23 protein-coding genes are annotated in these 22,629 nt (G+C 60.3%); 14 read left to right on the forward strand and 9 right to left on the reverse strand.

Annotation, left to right across the window (positions count from 1 at the left end; all coding sequences use genetic code 11):
- The first annotated feature begins 18 nt into the window (after positions 1–18).
- A complete protein-coding gene (locus HWW83_RS14660; protein WP_096242564.1) occupies positions 19–702 on the forward strand; it encodes a LuxR C-terminal-related transcriptional regulator in 684 nt (227 codons plus the stop codon).
- Between the two features lie 220 nt (positions 703–922).
- Here the strand turns inward: HWW83_RS14660 and HWW83_RS14665 are convergent, their stop codons facing one another.
- A complete protein-coding gene (locus HWW83_RS14665) occupies positions 923–1,474 on the reverse strand; it encodes a tyrosine-type DNA invertase (protein WP_033644817.1) in 552 nt (183 codons plus the stop codon).
- Between the two features lie 372 nt (positions 1,475–1,846).
- Here HWW83_RS14665 and HWW83_RS14670 point away from each other — a divergent pair, with 372 nt between their 5' ends.
- The 3 genes from HWW83_RS14670 to HWW83_RS25905 all read left to right on the forward strand — a co-directional run bounded on the left by HWW83_RS14670 (position 1,847) and on the right by HWW83_RS25905 (position 4,187).
- Entirely contained in the window at positions 1,847–3,499 is a 1,653-nt protein-coding gene (locus HWW83_RS14670; protein WP_046687739.1) for a multidrug ABC transporter permease/ATP-binding protein, read from the forward strand.
- 389 nt (positions 3,500–3,888) lie between these two features.
- Positions 3,889–4,002, forward strand: a complete 114-nt coding sequence (locus HWW83_RS14675; RefSeq protein WP_071845171.1) for a YmiA family putative membrane protein — start codon at positions 3,889–3,891, stop codon at positions 4,000–4,002.
- A gap of 23 nt (positions 4,003–4,025) precedes the next feature.
- Positions 4,026–4,187: a YciX family protein gene (locus tag HWW83_RS25905; protein WP_162997249.1), complete on the forward strand. Its 162-nt coding sequence runs from the start codon at positions 4,026–4,028 to the stop codon at positions 4,185–4,187.
- Here the strand turns inward: HWW83_RS25905 and HWW83_RS14680 are convergent.
- Positions 4,184–5,407 (reverse strand): CynX/NimT family MFS transporter, encoded by a 1,224-nt coding sequence (locus HWW83_RS14680; protein ID WP_176589388.1) that lies wholly within the window; start codon positions 5,405–5,407, stop codon positions 4,184–4,186. The two genes, HWW83_RS25905 and HWW83_RS14680, sit on opposite strands and share 4 nt — an antisense overlap.
- A gap of 503 nt (positions 5,408–5,910) precedes the next feature.
- Here HWW83_RS14680 and agaR point away from each other — a divergent pair.
- Genes agaR through agaF form a run of 6 tightly spaced genes read left to right on the forward strand, consistent with a single transcriptional unit; the run spans position 5,911 to position 10,591 of the window.
- On the forward strand, positions 5,911–6,684 hold the full coding sequence (gene agaR, locus HWW83_RS14685) for a transcriptional repressor AgaR (protein WP_033644822.1): 774 nt from the start codon (positions 5,911–5,913) through the stop codon (positions 6,682–6,684).
- Positions 6,685–6,707: 23 nt separating this feature from the next.
- Positions 6,708–7,991 carry a D-tagatose-bisphosphate aldolase, class II, non-catalytic subunit gene (locus HWW83_RS14690; protein ID WP_089197385.1) on the forward strand — a complete coding sequence of 428 codons (1,284 nt, stop codon included), beginning with the start codon at positions 6,708–6,710 and terminating at the stop codon, positions 7,989–7,991.
- 1 nt (position 7,992) lies between these two features.
- On the forward strand, positions 7,993–8,469 hold the full coding sequence (gene agaV, locus HWW83_RS14695; protein WP_004931808.1) for a PTS N-acetylgalactosamine transporter subunit IIB: 477 nt from the start codon (positions 7,993–7,995) through the stop codon (positions 8,467–8,469).
- 14 nt (positions 8,470–8,483) lie between these two features.
- The gene (agaW, locus tag HWW83_RS14700; RefSeq protein ID WP_033644826.1) at positions 8,484–9,263 is read left to right on the forward strand and encodes a PTS N-acetylgalactosamine transporter subunit IIC; all 780 of its coding nucleotides are present in this window, start codon (positions 8,484–8,486) and stop codon (positions 9,261–9,263) included.
- On the forward strand, positions 9,253–10,146 hold the full coding sequence (locus HWW83_RS14705) for a PTS system mannose/fructose/sorbose family transporter subunit IID (protein ID WP_033644827.1): 894 nt from the start codon (positions 9,253–9,255) through the stop codon (positions 10,144–10,146). The genes agaW and HWW83_RS14705 overlap by 11 nt, the downstream gene beginning before the upstream one ends.
- Positions 10,147–10,156: 10 nt before the next feature.
- Positions 10,157–10,591, forward strand: a complete 435-nt coding sequence (gene agaF, locus HWW83_RS14710; protein ID WP_033644830.1) for a PTS galactosamine/N-acetylgalactosamine transporter subunit IIA — start codon at positions 10,157–10,159, stop codon at positions 10,589–10,591.
- A gap of 36 nt (positions 10,592–10,627) precedes the next feature.
- Here agaF and HWW83_RS14715 read toward each other — a convergent pair whose 3' ends face one another.
- On the reverse strand, positions 10,628–12,355 hold the full coding sequence (locus HWW83_RS14715; RefSeq protein ID WP_176589389.1) for an ABC transporter ATP-binding protein/permease: 1,728 nt from the start codon (positions 12,353–12,355) through the stop codon (positions 10,628–10,630).
- Between the two features lie 205 nt (positions 12,356–12,560).
- Between HWW83_RS14715 and HWW83_RS14720 the strand changes: the two genes are divergently transcribed.
- On the forward strand, positions 12,561–13,268 hold the full coding sequence (locus tag HWW83_RS14720) for a hypothetical protein (protein WP_033644832.1): 708 nt from the start codon (positions 12,561–12,563) through the stop codon (positions 13,266–13,268).
- Between the two features lie 28 nt (positions 13,269–13,296).
- Here the strand turns inward: HWW83_RS14720 and HWW83_RS14725 are convergent, their stop codons facing one another.
- Complete coding sequence (locus tag HWW83_RS14725) at positions 13,297–13,944, reverse strand: DsbA family protein (RefSeq protein WP_033644834.1); 648 nt, start codon at positions 13,942–13,944, stop codon at positions 13,297–13,299.
- A 68-nt stretch (positions 13,945–14,012) separates the two neighbouring features.
- Positions 14,013–14,897: an MBL fold metallo-hydrolase gene (locus HWW83_RS14730; RefSeq protein ID WP_163966802.1), complete on the reverse strand. Its 885-nt coding sequence runs from the start codon at positions 14,895–14,897 to the stop codon at positions 14,013–14,015.
- A 108-nt stretch (positions 14,898–15,005) separates the two neighbouring features.
- Between HWW83_RS14730 and HWW83_RS14735 the strand changes: the two genes are divergently transcribed.
- Positions 15,006–15,914 (forward strand): LysR family transcriptional regulator, encoded by a 909-nt coding sequence (locus HWW83_RS14735; RefSeq protein WP_033644836.1) that lies wholly within the window; start codon positions 15,006–15,008, stop codon positions 15,912–15,914.
- 27 nt (positions 15,915–15,941) lie between these two features.
- On the opposite strand, the gene HWW83_RS14740 is transcribed toward HWW83_RS14735, so the two are convergent.
- Positions 15,942–16,865 (reverse strand): LysR family transcriptional regulator, encoded by a 924-nt coding sequence (locus tag HWW83_RS14740; protein ID WP_089195113.1) that lies wholly within the window; start codon positions 16,863–16,865, stop codon positions 15,942–15,944.
- 133 nt (positions 16,866–16,998) lie between these two features.
- Here HWW83_RS14740 and lysA point away from each other — a divergent pair, with 133 nt between their 5' ends.
- Entirely contained in the window at positions 16,999–18,261 is a 1,263-nt protein-coding gene (gene lysA, locus HWW83_RS14745; RefSeq protein WP_033644838.1) for a diaminopimelate decarboxylase, read from the forward strand.
- A 27-nt stretch (positions 18,262–18,288) separates the two neighbouring features.
- Here the strand turns inward: lysA and HWW83_RS14750 are convergent, their stop codons facing one another.
- From HWW83_RS14750 to galR, 3 genes are all read right to left on the reverse strand, one after another.
- Entirely contained in the window at positions 18,289–18,591 is a 303-nt protein-coding gene (locus HWW83_RS14750) for a helix-turn-helix domain-containing protein (protein WP_025304078.1), read from the reverse strand.
- A gap of 5 nt (positions 18,592–18,596) precedes the next feature.
- On the reverse strand, positions 18,597–18,941 hold the full coding sequence (locus tag HWW83_RS14755) for a type II toxin-antitoxin system RelE/ParE family toxin (protein ID WP_033644839.1): 345 nt from the start codon (positions 18,939–18,941) through the stop codon (positions 18,597–18,599).
- 158 nt (positions 18,942–19,099) lie between these two features.
- On the reverse strand, positions 19,100–20,119 hold the full coding sequence (galR, locus tag HWW83_RS14760; RefSeq protein WP_033644840.1) for an HTH-type transcriptional regulator GalR: 1,020 nt from the start codon (positions 20,117–20,119) through the stop codon (positions 19,100–19,102).
- A 220-nt stretch (positions 20,120–20,339) separates the two neighbouring features.
- Between galR and HWW83_RS14765 the strand changes: the two genes are divergently transcribed.
- Positions 20,340–22,598: a molybdopterin guanine dinucleotide-containing S/N-oxide reductase gene (locus HWW83_RS14765; protein ID WP_033652130.1), complete on the forward strand. Its 2,259-nt coding sequence runs from the start codon at positions 20,340–20,342 to the stop codon at positions 22,596–22,598.
- The last annotated feature ends 31 nt before the right edge of the window (positions 22,599–22,629 follow it).

The raw sequence follows: 22,629 nt of genomic DNA on the forward strand, positions 1-22,629 counted from the left end.
CAAGCATAGGAGCAGATTATGCATTTATGGCGTCAGCAACCGCTGAACATAGCATTAATGGACAGATGTCCATTGACGCTGGAAGGGTTGGCCAGTTTTTTAAAAACGCTGCCAACCCAGGTAAAAGTCGTCGTAAAGGAAACCAGCGTACGTGCGGTAGTGGATAGCGTGGTCTATCAGCAGGCTGACGTGCTGATTACCGAACTGGACGGTGAAGATGAGACGCCCGCTAAGGGCAGGGAAGCGTTGCTGGCCCTGTGCACGCAACTGCCCGAATTACGGGTGATTGCCTATACCCGTTGCCGTAATGCAGAAGAGTTAGGGCGATTGTTGCCTCAGCCCAATGTCAGCATCGTCGCCAGAGATGACGCTTTACCGCTGGTGGCGGAGTTTTTTAATCGGGTCTTGCTTGGGGAGCGAGTGTTGAGCCCACAGATAGGGACTTTTCTGGCCCCCTCGGTTAGCGCAGATGAGGTGTTCACCCGAAAGCTGACTCGCTGCGAGACTGATGTGTTGGCCTTTTTGTTCAACGGCATGAGCCTGCGGCAAATTGCCGAATTGCAACGCCGCAGCATCAAGACGATCAGCGCGCATAAATGCAGCGCCATGCGCAAACTGCAGGTGAAGAATGACAGCGAACTGTTTTCATTGCACGGCAATATTACGCGGCAATTTGGCGGGAAGTGGTCAAAGGGGACTTAATCGTTAATGACAGGGTATAAGCAGGTAGCATAGGCGTTGAAAAAACAATCAAACAAGTGTTCCCCTGGGCGGGTGGATGAAAGCAGCTCGGCGTTGGAATAGTGCTGAATTAGACCGTTGTTGACGTGCCGGGCTGCATTTTTCCATCCGATATTTTTACCTTACTCGATGCGCATGTTAAAAGAAGATGAGCGCCTGCACCGTTATTTCCATCGTAATATTAAATGCTGATCGTGCGGAATCGCTCTACATTGGTTGCGGTGTAGATCACCGTATTCTGGATATTTTTGTGCCCTAAATAATCCTGAATCAAGCGCGTATCGACCCCGTTATCTGCAAGCGCGTAACCGCAGGAGTGTCGCAGCATGTGAGGATGAACCTGAACGCTAATACCGGCCATTTCACCGTACATTCTCATTAGGCGATACAGTTGCTGACGTGAAATTTGCCCGCCGTGGCGCGACAGAAATAACCATGGGGAATTGGCGTCAGGATAGTTCGCCCGCTGGGCCAGCCAGTTTAACAGCGCCTGTCGTTCTCGCGGCTGAATGGGGTGCTGAACGGAAAAACCGTTCTTTAGCCGAGATATATGGATCCGATGGGAGGTAAGATCAATATCTTGCAGGCGTAATGATCGCAGTTCGCTCACCCGCAAGCCGTGAATGAAGCACATTAATAGTAAACAACGATCTCGAATGCTATTTTTACCCTCATGCACGGCGGCAATCAGTTGTTCAATTTCAATCTGGCTAAGGAATTTCCTTTTTTTCATTTTCCTTTCCTGCGTATCTGGTACTGTCGATTTCCATCATGAAGTTTTATTAAAGCATTGGAACATAATAGGCGGCAAAGAAAATAAATAATTTTACTTGCTAAAGCATGGGTTTATTTTATATTTTTCTTTTTGTTATTTTTTTAGTGAATGTATTTTGATTTTATAGATCTATTTTCTTTAGCAGGTTATTTAATTGGCGAATATTTAGCGCCCAGAGCGAACGATGCTGCGAATTGGCCGCCGGCAGGCGGCAACCGCGATAACGTCTCACCCCAACCGGTGCTTGATAAGCTGTGATGAGAATTCGTCTTGATCTCATTCTCACGCCGCTTACAATGCCTGCCAGATCGCGACTTCAGAGGTTTGTTCATGGAACTGCTACGGGTGGTTTATCGCCAGTATCGTTGGCCATTTCTGGCGGTTATGGCATTGACCATGGCCAGCGCCGGTTTAGGCATCGGTATCATTGCTTTTATCAATCAATATCTGATGGACGTCAGCGGCAACCCATTGGCCGTGTTGCCGATGTTTCTCGCCCTGCTGGCATTGTTGATAGCGGTCACGTTGGGTTCACAGCTGGCGCTGACCACATTGGGCCATTACTTCGTCTATCGATTGCGTGGGCAACTGGTGAAGCGCATTCTGGATACCGAGATCGAGCGCCTCGAACAGTTAGGCAGCGCCTCATTGCTGGCCAGTCTGTCCAGTGACATCCGCAATATCACCATCGCCTTCGTGCGCTTGCCCGAATTGGTGCAAGGGGTGATTTTGACCCTGGGGGCAGCGGCCTATCTGGGGTGGTTATCGCCGAAAATGCTGGCGGTCACGGCGGTTTGGGTGGCGGTGACCGTGGTGGGTAGCGGCTGCCTGGTGTCACGGGTTTATCGCCATATGGCCAGTTTGCGCGAGTCAGAAGAGCGTCTCTATCATCGTTATGAATCGGTGATTGACGGCCGTAAGGAACTGACGTTGAACCGCAAACGGGCGCAGGCGTTATACGAGCAGGCCTATCAGCCCGACGCGCAAGCCTATCGCTACCATATCATTCGCGCCGATACCTTCCATTTGAGTGCGCTCAACTGGTCAAACATCATGATGTTAGGGGCGATCGGGCTGGTGTTCTTTATGGCCAACAGTTTGGGATGGGCGGACTCGACGGTGGCCGCGACCTACTCGCTGACGCTGCTGTTCTTGCGCACGCCCTTACTGCAGGCCGTGGGGGCGTTTCCGACGCTGGTCGGCGCCGAAGTGGCCTTCAACAAGCTGAAAGCGCTGCGTCTGGCCGAGTATCAGCCGGGGTTTCCAGCCGCCGTTGGCCGTTCCTGGCAGACGCTGGAGCTGCGCGACGTGGTTTTTCACTATGCAGATGCGGAACAACAGCCCGGTTTTACCGTCGGGCCGCTTAATCTGACGCTGCGGCGCGGTGAGCTGGTGTTTCTTATCGGCGGCAACGGCAGCGGCAAGTCAACGCTGGCGATGCTATTGACCGGATTGTATCGGCCGGTAAGCGGGCACATCGTTCTGGATGGTGTCGCACAGACCGCGGCGGATATGCCGGACTATCGCCGGCTGTTTTCAGCGATTTTCACCGATTTTCATCAGTTCGATCGTTTACAAGGACCGGAAGGCGGCGAACCTGATACGGCGCTGGTCGCGCATTGGCTTGAACGGTTGAATATGAAAAGCAAATTGCAGTTCGACGGCGCCAGAGTGACCAACCCGCAACTGTCGCAGGGGCAGCGCAAACGTCTGGCCCTGTTGCTGGCGGTGGCGGAACAACGCGATATTTTGCTGTTGGATGAATGGGCCGCTGATCAGGATCCGCAGTTCCGGCGCATTTTCTATCGCGAACTGTTGCCGGCGCTGCGCGCGTTAGGCAAAACGGTGTTCGCCATCAGCCATGATGATCACTATTTCGAACACGCCGATCGGTTGCTGGAGATGCGCTCAGGCCATTTACGCGAGTTGACCGGCAGCGAGCGTGAACACGCCAGCCGGGATTCCGTCAGCAGAATCGGTTAACTTACGCCGGCCCGTGCCAGACCAAAACGGGCCGGCGCTTCTCCCGAGCATTATTTCAGTGCGTCGCTTCATTTTCTCTCGCTCCTCCAATGCTGTCTGCTGCCGATTTGGCTTACGACCAGTCAAATAATTGATGTTTGAATTATTTACCGGTGGTTTAATTTTGACCTTTAAAGGTGTGGCACACTGCGCATTCGTTCGCCTATCAAAACACGTTCTCGCCTGCCGATAACAGTGATATCCACGGTGCCGTTGTGGCTGATTCGGCAATGCAGACCTATGGGTAGCAGCATTTTTTTAAATTTCCATAGGAAAAAACGACTTTATTGATCGTTAAAATAGATCAATAATTTTATTTTGAGTGGTTTAATCTATTGGTTAGGGGCGCTGTGGTGAGCAAGGATGGATCAAATATCAAACGTAAAGCATGGCTGTGTGTGTTTATCGGTAGCGGGCTGTTCTGGCTGCTAACCGCTGCCGTGATTTACTGGTTACTGAGTTAGCAGGTTAAGCAGGAAGACGATTCGTGAACAAGAAGCAGGCTAAAAACCGTGAGGGCGTTCAGCGTCGCGCGCAGTCAAAAATTCCGCCTTCATGGGGGCTGAGCGATGAGCAGCGCGCCTTTATTGAAGATTTATGGCAGGATACCGCTCCCGAAGCGGCGCGGCCCATCGTTCAGCGACGTTAGCCGATCACGCGGCTGCGGCCGGCCAGCGCGCCGAACAGCATTTGCAAGACGGTCAGGCATAGCAGAGCGATCAACGGCCAGCGCCAGCCTTCCGTCAGATCGTGCAACAGGCCGAATAAGGTGGGTCCCAGCGCGGCCAACAGATAACCGACGGATTGCGCCATGCCCGACAGCAGCGTCGCCTGATGATGATGCTGACTGCGCAATCCAAAGAACGACAGCGCCAGCACCAGCGAACTCCCCGCTCCCAACCCGGCAAACGTCAGCCACACCAGTGAACTGGCGGGTTGCACCAATAATCCCCCGACGCCGATAAAGATCAGCAGAGAACTGCCCAGCGCTATCGCCCGCTGATCGCGCGCCCGCGGCAAAATCACCACCATGACAAAGTTGGCGACGATCGCCACCACCTGATAAACGAACAGCTCGAAGCCCGCCTGCTGGGCTGAGGCGCCGTGGCTGACGGCAAAGGCGCTGAACCAGCCGATAATGGTGTAGAAGGCGATCGATTGCAGCCCCATGAACATCGCCACTTGCCAGCCCAGCGCGCTGCCCCAGGGAGAGCGATAGCGTTGCGGCTCTGCCGATTGTGGCTCTTTGGCTGCGGGTGTGGCTGTGCGCCGCAGCTGCGGCAACCAGATCAACAGCGCCAACAGCGCAGGTAATCCCCAGCACAGCAAGGAGAAGCGCCAGCCGAGATCGGCCAGGGAAGCCAGCGGTACCGCCAGACCGGAGGCGATGGCGGCGACCAGTGACATCACCGCCGCATAGGCCGCTATCATCGCGGCGGCGCGATGAGGAAAATCTCTTTTCACCAGCGTTGGCAGCACCACATTGGCGAAGGCGATGGCGGCGCCGATCAGAACGCTTCCCAGCCAGAGCATGGCGTCTTGCGGCAGGGAACGCAGCGCGATGCCGCAAACCAGCAGTGCGAGGGCAAAGCCCAGGGTGCGTTCGATTCCGAAGCGTTTCGCCAGCGCCGGGGTGAGTGGCGAGAGGACGGCGAACAGGATCAGCGGCAGCGAGTTGATCAGGCCGGCGGCGGTGGCGGACAACGCCAGCTGTTGCTGAATCTGTTCCAGCAGCGGGCCGACGCTGGTGAGGGCGGCGCGCAGGTTAGCCGCGATCAGCATGATGCCAACGATCAGCAGAGCAGGGCGATGCAAACGGCAACGCGGGGTCGCGATGGATGATGATGAAGATGAAGCGGGTTGCGGCATGAGTTCCTCGCACCATGGCATGCAGACAATCAGCGCTGCATGGCGTGATGCGTTGATTGACGTTAACGCTTACGTACCGACAAGGAGCCGATATCTGATCGCAAGTGTAGGGAAGATGGCTCGTGCTGACAAGGGGATGGCCCGGCGGGATGGAGAGGGCTGACCCCCGCCGGCTGCAGGATAATTACCATTATGTGATCCTGGTCACTTAGCGAACTAAAAGTCATGGCGCAGGGCGGGGTCTGCAGCGCTTTCACTTCTGCCGCCGCCGGTGCGGCTGCTCTCCGGCGCTCATGCTCGTCATGGCATTTCATTTTTCTCCCATTCCATTTTTGGGCTTTTCGATTCGTTTCGATTCGAAAGGTTTTTTGGCGGTTTTTTTGCTAAAACGGGGCTGTAAGCCCGATCACAATTTCATTGCTTTCGCTTTGCTGTAATGCCAGCGCAGTAGAGCGAAAGCCATCTTCTCCCCGGCGATACCGGAAACCTGAGGACCGCAGCTCATGCCAGTGAATACCGCAAAGCGACGTGAACACATCATCGATCTGTTATGCGAGCACGGCAGCGTGCGTGTGGAACAGCTCAGCAAACAGTTTGCAGTATCCACGGTGACGATCCGCAACGATCTGCGCTTTCTGGAACGAAAAGGGTGTGCGCTGCGCGCTTACGGCGGCGCAATGCTCAATCAGCAATTCGCTTTCGATCGGCCGCTGCGGGACAAAGGGCGGTTGAATCGCGATGTCAAAACGCTGATCGCCAACGCGGCGGCCGGCTATGTGCGCGACGGCGAGGCGCTGATCCTCGATTCCGGTTCAACCACCGCGCAGATTGTGCCGTTCCTGAAGGGGCGGCGCGATCTGGTGGTGATGACCAACGCGCTGAACATTGCCTATGAGCTTTCGGGAAACGACGGGGTGGAAGTCATGGTGCTGGGGGGCAGCGTGCGCCGCAACTCTTACTCGCTCTACGGTCCGGCTGCCGAGCAGCAATTGCGTCAGTACCGCTTCGACAAGCTGTTTTTGGGCGTCGACGGGTTCGATCTGAGCGCCGGCATCACCACGCCTCACCCCGGTGAAGCGCACCTCAATCGCGTGATGTGCGAGGTGGCGCGCGAGATTATCGCGGTGGCGGATGCCAGCAAATTCGGTCGCAAGAGCTTTTGCATGATTCGCGAAGCCGGACAAATCCATCGGCTGATCACTGACAGCCGTCTTCCGGACGATTACGAGCGGGCGTTAACCGAGCTGGGCGTGGAGGTCATCATCGCCGATCGGTAGCACGGCGCCTGCATGGGGGCTTCATGCAGCAGTTGTTACAGCTTGTCGAGCAGCACAAGGCCGGTATGCCGGTCGGGATTTTTTCCGTCTGTTCCGCCCATCCCTGGGTTCTGGAGGCCGCGCTGCGGCAGGCTAAAAGCCGCGGCACGCCGGTGTTGGTGGAAGCGACCTCCAACCAGGTCAATCAGTTCGGCGGCTATACCGGCCAAACGGCGGCCCAGTTCCGCGATGCGCTTTGGCGTCTGGCGGATGAGGTTGGCCTGGCGCGCGAGCGCGTGTGGCTGGGCGGCGATCATCTGGGGCCGAACGCCTGGCAGGATCGCCCGGCTCAGGAAGCGATGGCGCTGGCGGAAACGTTGATCGACGATTACGTTCGCGCCGGATTTCGCAAAATTCATCTCGATTGTTCCATGTCGTGCGCCGGCGATCCCTCGCCCCTGGGGGATGCGGCGGTCGCCGAGCGTGCGGCACGCCTGTGCGCGGTGGCGGAACGCGCCTGGGCGCAGAGCGGCGGCGAAGCGCCGGTCTATGTGATCGGCACCGAGGTGCCGGTGCCGGGCGGCGCGCAGGAGGCATTGGCGGGCCTGCAGGTCACCACGCCGCAGGCGGTGGCGCAAACGCTGGAAATGCACCGTATCGCCTGGCAAAAAGCCGAGCTGAACGATGCCTGGCAGCGAACCATTGCGCTGGTGGTGCAGCCGGGCGTCGAGTTCGATCACCACAGCGTCGAACGTTATCAGCCGCAGCGCGCCGACGCATTGAGCCATTTCATCGAACGGCAGCCGGGCATGATCTATGAAGCGCACTCTACGGATTACCAACCGCCGCAGGCCTATCGCCAGTTGGTGCGCGATCACTTCGCCATCCTGAAGGTGGGGCCGGCGCTGACCTTTGCGCTGCGAGAAGCGCTGTTCGCTCTCGATCGCATCGAGCGTGAATGGCTGGGGGAACGCCAGTCGTCGCAGCTGCGCGCCACGCTGGAACAGGTGATGCGCGAGCAGCCGCAGCAGTGGAGCCGCTATTACCACGGCACGCCGCACCAACAGTATCTCGATCGCCACTACAGCCTGAGCGATCGGGTGCGTTACTACTGGCCGCAGCCGCAGGTGCAGCAGGCGGTCGACGGCTTGCTGGATAACCTGCGCCGCAACCCGGCGCCGTTGGCGCTGCTCAGCCAGTACCTGCCGGATCAGGCGCGGGCGCTGAACGCCGGCGAATTGAGCGCCGATCCGCAGGAATGGGTGCTGCATAAAGTGACGCAGGTACTCGACGATTACCACGCCGCCTGTTACCCGGAGGGCCGCTAGCATGCCGAACATTTTAATGACCCGCATCGACAATCGCCTGGTGCACGGCCAGGTAGGCGTGACCTGGACCAATACCCTCGGCGCCAACCTGGTGGTGGTGGCCAACGACGAGGCCGCCGCCGATCCGGTGCAGCAGAACCTGATGGACATGGTGGTGGCGGAAGGGGTGCAGACCCGTTATTTCACGCTGCAGAAAACCATTGACGTGATCCACAAGGCGGCGGATCGGCAGAAGATCTTTCTGGTGTGCAAAACGCCGCAGGACGTGTTGACGCTGGTGCGCGGCGGGGTGCCGATCCGTTTCGTCAACGTCGGCAATATGCACTTCGCCGAGGGGAAGCGGCAGGTGCACAAAACGGTGTCGCTGGACGACGGCGACGTGGCCGCGTTCCGCGCGCTGGCGGAACTGGGCGTGGAGTGCGAAGTGCGACGGGTGCCGGATGAAGCGGGTGAGGCGATCGGCAAACTGCTCTTTTGAGCCAGGGGGAAAGCATGTTGACGGATGCGTTATTGATTGCGCTGTTGGCCGGGCTGGCGGGGGTTGACCTGTTCGACGGTCTGACCCACTTCCACCGGCCGGTAGTGATGGGGCCGCTGGTGGGGCTGATTTTGGGCGATGTCTATACCGGGTTGCTGGTGGGTGGCACGCTGGAGCTTGTGTGGATGGGGATGGTGCCGTTGGCGGGAGCCCAACCGCCTAACGTGGTGATCGGCGGGGTGATCGGCACCGCATTCGCCATTCTGACCAAAGCCGATCCTAAAGTGGCGATCGGCGTGGCGGTGCCGTTCTCGATCGCGGTGCAGGGCTGCATCACGCTGCTGTTTACGTTGTTCTCGCCGATGATGCACCGCTGCGATCGCATGGTGAAAGCGCTGAACTGGCGCGGCATTGAACGGGTGAATTATCTCGGCATCGGCATTCTGTTCATCTTCTATTTCGTGGTGGCGTTCCTGCCGATTTACTTCGGCGCCGATGCGGCCAGCGCCATGGTGCAGAAAGCGCCGGGCTGGCTGCTGGACGGGCTGGCGGTGGCGGGCGGCATGATGCCGGCGATCGGTTTCTCGCTGCTGATGAAAGTGATGATGAAAAAAACCTACGTGGCCTATTTTATCCTCGGTTTCATCTCGGTCACGTTTCTCAAACTGCCGATCCTGGCGGTGGCGCTGGGCGCCCTGGCGATCGCTTTGATTGATTTCTTCAACACGCAACGCGGCGCGGCAGAGGCGACGGCCCGGCCCGCTCCGCAGGAGGACGCCGAAGATGGCATTTAACGATTCCGACGATCTGCTGGCGCAAAAGGCCGAGCAGCGTATGGCGCAGGCGCTGGCCACCAGCCAGGTGGAGCAGGACGACTATCTGGACAGCCGGCCCGCCGAAGCGCTGACGCGCGGCGACATCAACCGCATGGCCTGGCGTTCGCTGCTGCTGCAGGCGTCGTTCAACTACGAGCGCATGCAGGCGGGCGGCTGGCTGTATCAGCTGATCCCCGCGCTGCGTAAGATCCACCGCAACCCGCAGGATCTGGCCAACTCGATGAAGATGCACATGGAATTTATCAACGTGCACCCGTTCGACGTCACCTTCCTGTCCGGCCTGGTGCTGGCGATGGAGCAGAACAAGGAAAAGATCTCCACCATTCGCGCGGTGAAAGTGGCGCTGATGGGGCCGCTCGGAGGTATCGGCGATGCGCTGTTTTGGCTGACGCTGTTGCCGATCTGCGCCGGCATAGGCGCTTCGCTGGCATTGGAGGGCAGCCTGTTCGGGCCGATCGTCTTCCTGCTGCTGTTCAACCTGTTCCACTTCGGCCTGCGTTTTGGGCTGGCGCACTACGGCTATCAGGCCGGCACCAGCGCGCTGGCGCTGCTGAAGACCCATACCCGGCGCATTTCTCACGCCGCTTCCATTGTCGGCATGACGGTGATCGGCGCGCTGGTGGCCTCGTACGTGCACCTGTCCACGCCGCTGGTGATGCATGCCGGCAAGGCCAGCGTGGCGCTGCAGACCGACGTGCTGGACAAGTTGATGCCCAACTTGCTGCCGCTGTGCTTCACGCTGCTCATTTTCTTCCTGATGAAGCGCGGATTCTCGCCGGTGAAGCTGATTGGCGTCACGGTAGCGATCGGCGTGGCGGGCAAATTTATCGGCATTTTATGAGGAGCGGGATATGCCAGGCATTGTGATTACCGGCCACGGCGGCTTTGCCTCCGGGCTGCTGCAGGCGGTGGAACAGGTGGTGGGGCCGCAGCGACATTGCGCGGCGGTCGATTTCCCCGAACAGATGAGCACCGCGCAGCTCAGGGATGCCTTACGCTCGGCGCTGGTCGCGGTGGCGCAGCCGGACGGCGTGGTGTTCCTGACCGACATGCTCGGCGGTTCGCCTTTTCGCAGCGCCTGTGAACTGGCGGATGCGCGGGGTGATTGCGAAGTGCTGACCGGCGTCAACATGCAGCTGGCGGCGGAAATGATGCTGGAACGTGACGGACTGAGCCTGGATGAATTTCGCGAGGTGGCGCTGGCGTGCGGTAAACGCGGCCTGACCAGCCTGTGGCATGAACGCCGCCGCGTGAAGTGCGAAGACGCGCAGGCCGACGGCATCTGAACGAAAACCGGGCGCGGGCGCGCCCGGCTCCGTGAGTTAGGCCGGCAACGGGCTCAGCGCCAGACGCGCCGGTTGGTCTGCGCCGCGGCTGAAGCGCCAGCAGGTCTGGTGGTATTTCGCCACGCTGTTGCGGTGCGCCACGCTGACCAGCGTCACGTCCGGCAGTTCATCCACCAGCAGGCAGTACATCAGTTGCTCGGTTTCGTCGTCCAGTGCGCTGGTGGCCTCGTCGAGGAACAGGATGCTCGGGCGAATCAACAGGGCGCGGGCGAAGGCTAGCCGCTGTTGCTCGCCCGGCGACAGGCGATGGCTCCAGTTGGCGGAGGTGTCCAGCCAGCGCTGCAGGTGCTTCAGGCGGCAGTTTTCCAGCACCCGCATCAGCTGCGCGTCGCTGTATTCCGACGCCAGGCTCGGGTAGCTCAGCGCTTCGCGCAGCGTGCCGATCGGAATGTAGCTGCGCTGCGGCAGGAACAGCATGTTGGCGTTGCCCTCTACCCCGATGGCGCCCGCGCCGTAAGGCCAGATACCGGCGATGGCGCGCAGCAGCGTCGACTTGCCGCAGCCGGAAGGCCCGACGATCAGCAGGCGATCGCCGCGTTGCAGCGTCATCTCGGCGCCGGTCAGCAGCGGCTGGCCGTCGGGCAAGTGCAGGCTGAGGTTGTCTAGCGTTAACGGATGGGCGGTCTCCTCCCGCAGTTGAATGCCGCGCGGCTGATGGTGAACCTGATCGACGGCGGCGTTGAAGCCGGCCAGACGGTTAACGCAGGCTTTCCAGGTCGCCAAATCGTTAAACGCGTCGATAAACCACGACAGCGCGCCCTGCACCTGGCCGAAGGCCGAGGCGATCTGCATCAGGCCGCCCATCTGGATGGCGCCGGAGAAGTAGCGCGGCGCCGCCACCAGCAGGGGAAACACGATGGCGAACTGGCCGTAGAAGTTGGTGGCGATGTTGAGCCGCCGGGTGATGCGCATGATCGCCCACCAGTTGCTGCGAATGGTGTCGAAACGGTCACCCAACTGCTGCGCCTCGCGCGGTTCGCCGTGGTACAGTGCAATGGCGTCGTTGTTTTCGCGGATGCGGATCAGGCCGAAACGGAAGTTCGCCTCATACCGCTCCTGGTTAAAGCCCAGCATGACCAGCGGTTTGCCGACCCACCAGATCAGCAGCGATCCCAACACCGCATACAGCAGCGCGAACCACACCATATAGCCGGGCAAGGTGATGGCGTGTTGCCCGAGCGCGAAGGTCATCGGCCCGCTGACATGCCATAAAATGTCGATAAAGGAAAACAGCGTCACCAGGCTGGAGAGCAGCCCGAGCGACAGCGACAGGGTATATTGGGTCAGCACGTTGAGATCTTCAGCGATACGCTGATCGGGGTTATCGACGATCTGCTGCTGCTCGGTGTGGTAATACGCCTGGTGCGCCAGCCATTTTCCCATGAACCTTTCCGTCATCCAGCGCCGCCAGCGCATCTGCAGCCCCTGAGTCAGGTAGATCTTGTAGACCGCCAGCACGATGAAGATCAGCGCCAGATAGGTAAAGCGCCACAGCTGCGCCTTGAATACCGGGTAGTTTTTGTTCTGCAGCGCGTCGTAGAACACCTGGTTCCACTGGTTGATCTGCACGCTGATATAGACCAGGCCGAGCGACAGGACGACGATGGCGATCAGCATCATCCAGGCGCGCCATCGTTCCTCCGACACCCAAAAGGGTTTGATCAACTGCCAAATGGCGTGTTTCTGCAAGGGGGTTGCGTTCATAACGGCTCGATAATTGCGGTATTTTGTTCAGCATGGGCTGCGGGCCGGTAACAAACAAACCGCGACTGTAAGCAGTTTTGACTCCGCTAACCGTTTGAAATAAGGCGGCTGAATCGCCGTCGGCGCGCAGGTGAGCGCAATTGCGGCATACACTCCGGCGCCGGGCGGTTATACTGGCGCCGAATTTTTGCAGAAAGGATAAACGATGAAGGCTTGGTTTCCCCTGTTGCTGACCTGCGGCGTCTTCGCCAGCGCCCGGGCCTGGGCGCACATTGACGAGCCGGACATCGCCGCCGACTGCCAAAAGGTGGCGAGCTACGCCGAACTGGGAAAAAAGGCCTATCAGCGCCAGGATTACGCCAAAGCCGCCGACATCTTTCGCGATCAGGCGGCCTGGAGCGAGTTTTGCGGTCTGAGCGAGCAGGCTGTCGCCACGGCTTACAACAACGTGGCGCTGTCGCTGATGCACGCCGGTGAATTGCTCAAGGCGCAGGCCTATCTGGCGCTGGCGCCGCACGATGACAAATCGCAGCACAACATGAGTCTGTTGCGCCAACGCCTGGCGCAGCGGCCGCAGCCGCAGGGGCCGGGCGGCGTGTACTGGCAATACGCCGGGCGCGGGGTGTGGAGCGAAGTGGTGGTGAAGCCGCAGGGCGAGCGCTGGCTGATCGATTTTTCCGGCTACGCCATGCCGCAGATGGGGCTGTATTACGGCCCGAACATGGGCGACTTCACCGCCGAGCTGCCCATTGAGCACGGCAAGGCCGTCTACCATCAACATGACTCGGAAAGCGCGCAGGTCTGCGACGTGACGATGGCGTTTGGCGAGCAAGCGCTGGAGATGCATACGCGGGGGGATTGCGGGTTCGGCCACAATGTGCGGGCGGAAGGGCGGTTCGTACGGGTCGAATGACCCGCCCCGGTGGCCGGGGCGAGAAGGGTTACGCCAGCGCGGCGGCGCCCAACAGATTCTTCCAGGCTTCCACATTGCCCAGATAATTGCCGGCCGGCAGCAGATGCAGCTGGCCCTCGCTATCCTGCAGCGCAAAGGTCGGGAAGCCCTGGCCCTGCACTTTGGCCAGCAGCGCCCGGCTTTCCGCGATGTGTTGCGCGGTCGGCGCACCGCTGTTGAAGCGCATTTCGGCGATAAACGCCGCCGAAGGCAACCCCAGCTCTTTCGCCAACGCTTCCAGCACCGGCGTGTCGGCGATGCGTCGCCCTTCCTGATAGTGCGCCTGCTGAATGCGGTGCAGCATGTCCAGCCCGCGTCCCGCCAGTTTTTCCGCCGCCAGGATAGCCGTGATCGGCGGCTCGGAATCCATCACCGCCGTGGTGTCGCGCAGCAGGCCGTTGAAATAGGCTTCGCCGAAAGGCTGGCCCGTCATCTCGGCGATGCGCTTGTCGTGCGGAATGACGTAGTTGCGCCATTCGTCGGTGATCTGACGGCGGTTGTTGCCGGTCATCATGCCGCCGGCGTGCGGCACGACCTTCAGCCCGGGGAGGCTCTGAGCCGCTTTTACCAGCGGTGCGGCGCCGTAGCACCAACCGCACAGCGGATCGAAAATGTAATGCAGAGTGGTTTCGGTCATTTTTACTCCTCGCTTGGCGCGCGGCAAGCCGCCGCGGCGCCAGGGCTGGTTCAATCACGCTCGGGCGCTTATTGCGGCCACTTCATCTCGCCTTTCAGCACTTTCGCGCTCAGTTCCAGGCTCGATTCGTCTTTCAGCGTCGGGTAGTGCTTTTTCATCGCTTCAATCAGCGCGGCGGAATCCTTGGCTTTCGGCAGTTCGGCTTCCAGCGTGGTCAGGTATTTTTGGGTAAAGTGCACCGATGCCAGCGTCTGTGCGGCACCCGGCAGGAAGTGGCCCGGCACGACGACCTGCGGCTTCAGCGCTTCGATGTTTTTCAGCGTCTGCTGCCAGTGCTGGCGTGATTCTACGCTCTGGTTATCGGCGATCCACGGATGGATATTGTCACCGGCGACCGCCACGCCGCCCACGACCGCTTTCAGCACCGGGATCCACACGAAGGTGCGATCGGGAGTCGGGCCGTTCAGGCCTTTCACTTCCACTTTTTGACCGTCGATGGTGAAGCTGTCGCCCTGCAGCGGCTGCGGCACGATCACGGTTTTCGGCGCGTTGTCTTTCAGGATTGGGCCCCAGTAGGCGATTTTGCCGTCTTTGGTGGCGTTAATGTCCTTGATGGTGCCAGGCGAAGCGATGATTTTCGCCTCCGGGAAAGCGGCCTTAATCACGTCCAGACCGAAATAGAAATCCGGATCTGAGTGGCTGATGTAGACGGTGGTCAGTTTCTTGCCGGTCGCCTTGATCTTTTTCACCAGCTCTTCGGCATCGTTGCGCTGGAACTGTGCGTCGATCAGCGCCACTTCGTGTTTGCCGCTGACGATTTCGGAAGACACCGGGAACACGCTTTTCTCGCCCGGGTTATACACTTCCATGGTCAGGGTATCGGCAGCGGTGGCGTAGGTGCTCAGGGTGGCGACGCCGGTGAAGGCCAGAGTTAACAGTGATTTCTTAAACATGGGCAGAGGTCCTTAGGTATCGGTTAATGTTGTAATGATGTTAGGTTGCATAAAGCGATAGAAAAACCGGATAATAAGCAATTATTCGTTGCATAAATCGGACTAATCATGGATCGCATTACCGCCGCTGAGGTTTTTGTCACCATCGTCGATCGCGGCAGCATGATCGCCGCTGCGGAAACGCTGGAGATGTCGCGCGCGATGGTCACTCGCTACCTGGCCCAGATGGAGCAATGGGCCGGGGCGCGTTTACTGCACCGCACTACCCGTAAGCTTAGTCTGACCGACGCCGGTGAGCGTACTTTGGAGCGCTGCCGACAAATGTTGGCGCTGGCGGGGGAAATCGATCTGGTGGAGGAAGGGCAGAGCGACGAACTGCGCGGCCTGCTGCGCATCACCTGTTCGCAATCGCTCGGACAAACGGCGCTGGTGGGGGCCGTCGCCCAGTATCTGAAGCGTCATCCGCAGGTGGCGGTCGATCTGCAGATGAACAACCGGGCGGTGAACCTGGTGGAAGAGCGCATCGATCTGGCGCTGCGCATCACCAATGAGCTGGATCCCAACCTGATCGCCCGGCCGCTGTCCACCTGCGCGTCGGTGGTGTGCGCCGCGCCGGCGTATCTGGCGGCGCACGGCACGCCGCGCCAGCCGCAGGATCTGGCGTTACACAACTGCCTGACTTATTCCTATTTCGGCAAAAGCCTGTGGCATTTCGACGCTCAGGGGGTGAAATCGGCGGTGGCGGTCAGCGGCAACCTGAGCGCCAACGAATCGGTGGTGCTGATGGCCGGTACGGTGCAGGGGGCGGGCATTTCCCTGCAGCCCTACTATTCGGCGGCGCCGCTGTTGGCCAGCGGCGAACTGGTGGAGCTGCTGCCGGGTTACCGGCCGCAATCGATGGGTATCTACGGCATCTACACCTCACGCCGACAAATGCCCGCCACCTTGCGCACCATGCTGGACTTTCTGGTGGAATGGTTCGCCAGCGATCCGCAGTGGCAGGCGACGCTGCGCTAAGGCCGCGGCAACATTCCCACGCCGTTTTCAGCGCCTGACGGCGGCGGCCAGGCGGGCGGAGAACAGTGCCGCCTGTTGATGCAGATGGTCGATAAAGGCCGTCACCAGCGCCGATGAAGGGCGGTGCAGCGGCCGTATCAGGCTGACGGTGAACGGCACGTCGATGCTGAATGGCCGCACGTGCACGCCGCTCCCGGCATAGTCGAGCGCCGTCAGCGGGTTGACGATCGAGACCCCCACGCCGGCTCTCACCATGGCGCACACTGACGCCGCGCTGTGCGTTTCCATCACCATGCGGCGCTCGACGCCCTGCTCGGCGAACAGCGCATCGAGCAAGTGGCGATAGCTGTCGGTGCTCGACAGGCTGATAAAGTTTTGCCCGGCGAAATCCTGCGGCGTCAGTTGGCCTTTCGCCAGCAAAGGATGGCCCGCCGGCAGCACGCAGACCTCATTCAACGTCATCAGCGTTACCCGCTCGGTGCCCGCCGGCGTCAGGGTGGTTTCCGTCAGCCCCAGATCGTGGCGCTGGGCCGACAGCCACTCTTCCAGCAGCGGCGATTCTTGCGGGATCACGCTGAAGCTGACTTCCGGGTAACGTTCGATAAAGGGCCGGCACACCGCCGGCAGCAGCGATTGGGAAAATACCGGCAGGCACACGATCGACAGCTGCGCCTGCTGAAACTGGCGAATGTCGGCGGCGGCGTTGACGATGCGATCGAGGCCATAATAGGAGCGTTGCACCTCTTCGAACAGCCGTAGGCCCTGCACCGTGGGGGACAAGCGCCCGCGAACCCGATCGAACAGCTGCAGCCGAATCAGCTTCTCAAAGCGCGCCAGCTCACGGCTGACGGTGGGTTGCGAGGTTTGCAGCAGGGCCGCCGCCTCGGTCAGGTTGCCGGTGGTCATCACCGCCCGAAAGATTTCTATCTGCCGCAAAGAGATGCTGTGCATGACGAGGCTGCTCGACTGTAAAGAAAGCTATATCATAAATGAATAGACTACGGCTAAATAGATATTTTCCACCCGATTCAGCGTGCGGCACTATGGCCTTATCTGCCGTTACTTTCGAATTGGGAATATCGCCATGCCACGCCCGTTGCACGACACCTCCACCGCGTTGAACGCCGCTAACCTGCTGGCCTTGCCGCAGCGCTTCGGTTGCCCGGTCTGGGCTTATGATGCCGACATCATCAGCCAGCGCATCGCTCAGCTGCGCCACTTCGACACTATCCGTTTCGCGCAGAAAGCCTGTTCGAACATTCATATTTTGCGCCTGATGCGCGAGCAGGGCGTGAAGGTGGATTCGGTGTCGCTCGGCGAAATCGAGCGGGCGCTGCAGGCCGGTTTTCAGCCGGGCGGCGAGCCGAGCGATATCGTGTTTACCGCGGACGTATTGGATCACGCGACGCTGGCGCGCGTCAGCGCATTGAAGATCCCGGTCAACGCCGGTTCCATCGATATGCTGGATCAGCTCGGCCAGGCTTCCGCGGGGCATCCGGTGTGGCTGCGCATTAATCCGGGGTTTGGCCATGGCCATAGCCAGAAAACCAACACCGGCGGCGAGAACAGCAAGCACGGCATTTGGTATGCCGACCTGCCGCAGGCGGTGGAGAAGATCCGCCGCTACGGCCTGAAGCTGATCGGCGTGCATATGCATATCGGCTCCGGCGTCGATTACCAGCATCTGGAGCGCGTCTGCGATGCGATGGTGCAGCAGGTGATCGATCTCGGTCATGACATCAGCGCCATTTCCGCCGGCGGCGGTCTGTCTATCCCGTATCAGTACGGCGAAGAGGCGATCGATACCGAACACTATTTCGGTTTGTGGAACCGGGCGCGTGAGCGCATCGCCGCGCATCTGGGGCACCCGGTGCAGTTGGAGATTGAACCCGGACGTTTCCTGATGGCGGAGGCGGGCGTATTGGTGGCCGAGGTGCGGGCGGTAAAAGACATGGGCAGCCGCCACTTTGTGCTGGTGGATGCCGGTTTTAACGATCTGATGCGCCCGGCGATGTACGGCAGCTATCACCATATTTCGCTGTTGCCGGCCGATGGGCGCGACACCTCGGAACAACCGCTGCGCGACACGGTGATCGCCGGGCCGCTGTGCGAATCCGGCGACGTCTTCACCCAGCAGGCGGGCGGCGGCGTGGAAACCCGCGAGCTGCCGCCGGTGCAGATCGGCGATTATCTGGTGTTTCACGATACCGGCGCCTACGGCGCATCGATGTCCTCCAACTACAACAGCCGTCCGCTGTTGCCTGAAGTGCTGTTCGAAAACGGCGAGCCGCGTTTGATCCGCCGCCGCCAAACCATCGAAGAACTGATCGCGCTGGAACTTATCTGATAAGCGGGCGGGCGCCTTGCGCCCGCTTCACAGCGTCATGCGGCGGTGCTGGCCATTGGGCAATTGCACATCCAGCGACAGCGTGCCGCCCATCGCCTCGATATAGCGTTTGAGCGACGACAGCTTTATTTCGCTGCCGCGCTTTTCCAAATTGGCGACGGAGGGTTGGCTGATACCGAGCCGCTTCGCCAATTCAACCTGAGAGACCGCCAGCTCTTCCCTCAGCATTGCCAGCCGCAGTTCGAAAATTTCCTTGTCCGCTTTTTGCCTGGCTGCGGCAACGACGGCGGGATCGAGCTTGTCGATCAGTTGGGATAACGGTTTGGCCATCTGCACTACCTCCGGGTTGCCAGATAATGTGAAAATTCCATGGCAGCGATGGGCAACATGCGCTGGTAAAAGCGTTTGTCGCCGGTTTTATCGCCACCGCACAGCAATACTGCTTGCCGCTGTGGGTCAAAGGCGAAAAACACCCTGAAAGGGCGCCCGCGATGTTGAACGCGCAACTCCTTCAACTGCCGGGCCGCTTCGGAAAAATGCAGCGTATCGGCGTGCGGCCGCGCCAACTGCGGGCCGAACGTCTGTAATTTGAAGATTGCCGCCAGGATGCTTGTTTGCTGGGCGTTGTTCAGCGCCAAAAACCAGTCGTCGAATCGTTCGACGGTCACCACTTGCCACATGATGCGCTTCGAATATAGCGTTTATGCTATATAGTGTAAAGGTTATTGTGCCAACAATCTGCACGAACGCAGGGAGCGGAAAAAATCCAAAAGCGAGAAATGCGGCGGGCTGCGCAATCTGAGCGCATGGGTGACGGCTCACCCATGCGGCGGCATGATTACGGCTGTTCGTGCGCGTTGTTGAGGGTGGCGACCGAGTGGCGGCGCACCAGCGTTGGGCTGAACATGTTGGTGATTTCCGGCAGCGGTTGCCGGTTGGCCAGCGCCAGCGCCAGCTCCGCCGCCTGGGTGGCCATCGCCACGATAGGGTAGCGAATGGTGGTCAGGCGTGGGCGCAGGTAGCGCGAAATCAACACGTCGTCGAAACCGATCAGCGAAATTTCTCCCGGTACGTCGACGCTGTTATCGCTCAGCACCGACAGCGCGCCGGCGGCCATCGGATCGTTGTAGCAGGTAATGGCGGAGAACGAACGGCCGCGGCCGAGCAATTCGGTCATCGCCTGTTCGCCGCCGATCTCGTCCGGTTCGCCGTAGGCGATCAGCTTTTCATCCACCGCAATGCCGTGTTCCTGCAGCGCGTCGAGATAGCCTTGCAGACGATCGGTGGCGTCGGAAATCTGGTGAGTGGAGCAGATGATGGCGATGCGCTGGTGCCCTTGCTGGATCAGATGTCGGGTCGCCAGCCAGGCGCCGTAGCGATCGTCGAGCGCCACGCAGCGCGTTTCAAACCCCGGCAGCGTGCGATTGATGAGCACCATGCCCGGGATCTGTTGCATCCAGCCGAAAAGTTCCTGATCGCTTAGCCTTTTGGCGTGCACCACCAGCGCTTCGCAGCGGTGCCGCACCAGCTGTTCAATCGCCTGACGCTCTTTTTCGGCGTCGTGGTAACCGTTGCCAATCAGCAGAAAATTGTGGGTGGCGTAGGCCACCTGCTCGACCGCCTTGACCATCGCGCCGAAGAAGGGATCGGAAACGTCGGAGACGATCAGCCCCAGCGTCTCGGTGGATTGCTGCGCCAGCGCTCGTGCGTTGGCGTTAGGGTGATACTGCAGCTGTTCCATGGCGGCCTGCACCGCAGTGCGCGACCCTTCGCTGGCCTTGGGGGAATTGTTTATCACGCGGGATACCGTGGCCACGGAAACACCCGCCAGCCTGGCAACATCCTTTATCGTAGCCATATCAGTCAACACATCCTGGGTAATCGCTTACATCCCCCAGTTTTGCGGAAAAAAACCGGGGCTGCAAGCGGTCTCGTGCGCAACTTGTGGTGGCGGTTGCAGAATCTCTTCGCGTCTGTACGCATAACCGACTGCTACCGAACGATAGCGCAATTTGTACGTTGGCACTGGCGGCGGGCTGAGGTAACGTCTGTGCATTCCGATTTGCGCCGAGAACGCCATGTCCATTAAACGCTATCCGCAGCTCGCCCATTGGGGCGCTTATACCGCCGTGGTTGAAGACGGCCGGCTTATCCGTTGTGAACCCTTCGTCGACGATCCTGATCCTTCGCCGCTGCTCGATTCCATCGTCCCGATGGTCTACTCCGACAAACGCATCCGCAAGCCGGCGGTGCGCCGCTCGTGGCTGCAAAAGCGCGAGGGCAGCGACCGTACGCTGCGCGGCAGGGAAGATTTCGTCGAGGTGGACTGGGAATTGGCGCTCGATTTGGTGGCGCAAGAGAATCGCCGGGTGCGCGAGCGTTACGGCGCCTCCGGGTTGTTTACCGGCTCTTATGGCTGGTCGTCGGCCGGGCGGCTGCACCATGCCCGCTCGCTGGTGCGGCGGTTCTACTTCAGCGGCGGCGGCGGCGTCGATCAGCAGGGCAACTACAGCTGGGGCGCGGCGCAGTTCTTTCTGCCGTATGTGATCGGCACTTTTTCGCCCTTGACCGGGCGCGTCACCAGTTGGCCTAGCGTGGTGGAGCATTGCGAGCTGTTTGTGGCGTTTGGCGGATTGGCGCTGAAAAACGCTCAGGTCTCTTCCGGCGGCGCGGCGGAACATGCGCTCAAGCCCTGGCTGCAAAAGCTGGCGCGCAAGGGCACGCCGGTTATCAACATCAGCCCGATGCGCGATGATTGTCCCGAGTTTGTCAACGCGGAATGGATCCCGATCCGGCCGAATACCGACGTGGCGCTGATGCTGGCGCTGGCTTACGAAATCCAGCGGCTGGACGCGCAGGATGAAGCCTTCCTGCACAGCCACTGCGTGGGCTATCAACAACTGGCGGATTACCTGAACGGCACCGGTGACGGCGTGGCGAAAACCCCCGTTTGGGCCAGCGCCATTACCGGCATTCCGGCGGCGCGCATCGCGCTGCTGGCGCGGCAACTGATCGGCGTGCGCAGTTTCATCACCTGTTCCTACTCCGTGCAACGCGCGCATCGGGGGGAGCAACCGTATTGGATGATGATCGCGCTGTCGGCGATGCTGGGCCAGGTGGGGCTGCCGGGCGGCGGTTTCTCGTTCGGCCACGGTTCGATGAACGGCGTCGGCAATCCGCGCGTGGATACGCCTGCGCCGACCATGCCGGTAGGCGAAAATCCGGCCGGGCTGGCGATCCCGGTGGCGCGCATCTGCGACATGCTGTTGCACCCCGGTGAGGCCTATCAATTTTGCGGCGAGACGCGGCATTATCCGGATATCCATTTGGTGCACTGGGCCGGCGGCAACCCGTTCCATCATCATCAGCAGTTGAATCGGCTGGTGGAGGGCTGGCAGAAGCCGGACACGGTGATCGTTCAAGATATCTGGTGGACGGCGGCGGCCAAAATGGCAGACATCGTGCTGCCGGTCACCAGTTCGCTGGAGCGTAACGATATCGGCGGCTCGTCGCGCGATCGCTACGTGTTGGCGATGCATCAGGCCATTGCGCCGCAGCATCAGGCGCGCAACGATTTCGATATCTTCGCCGATCTGGCGGAGCGTCTCGGCTATCGTGAGCGCTTTACCGAGAATCGCGACGAGCGGGCCTGGATCGAAGCTATCTACCGGCAATGCGGCACAGCGCAGCAGCGCGCCGGCGTCGCCTGGCCCGAGTTTGAGGCCTTCTGGCAACGGGGCTATGTCGAGCTGCCCGCGCCGGCTAAAGAGTTCGTATTTTTTGATGCATTCCGCGCCGATCCGCAGGCTAACCCGCTGCAAACGCCCAGCGGCAAGATAGAGCTGTTCAGCGAGCGGATCGCCGGCTATCGCTACGAAGATTTCGCTCCGCATCCGCAGTGGCGGCCGCCGGTGGAGTGGCTGGGCGCGCCGCAGGCCAAAAACTGGCCGCTGCACCTGATCTCCATTCAGCCGAGCGATCGCCTGCATAGCCAGATGGATCCGGCGCCGCTGGCGCAGGGCAACAAGACCGCCGGGCGAGAAACCTTGTACATGCATCCGGACGATGCGGCGCCGCGCGGTGTGGCGGACGGCGCCGAAGTGCTGGTCAGCAACGCGCGCGGCAGCTGTCTGGCGGGGGTATCGCTCACCGATGGCGTGACGCGCGGCGTGGTGCTGATGGCGACCGGTGCCTGGTTCGAGCCGGGTTTCGACGCGCAGCGCCGGCCGGTCGAGCAGGCGGGCAACCCGAACGTGCTGACGCTGGATATCGGCACCTCGCCGCTGACGCAGGGGCCGAACGCCATGAGCTGCCTGGTCGAGGTCAGCGCACGATGAGCGAAGATGTCACGTCTGGGTCACTGGCTCG

The organism is Serratia ureilytica, assembly GCF_013375155.1.
In the GTDB taxonomy this organism is placed as follows: Bacteria; Pseudomonadota; Gammaproteobacteria; order Enterobacterales; family Enterobacteriaceae; genus Serratia; species Serratia ureilytica.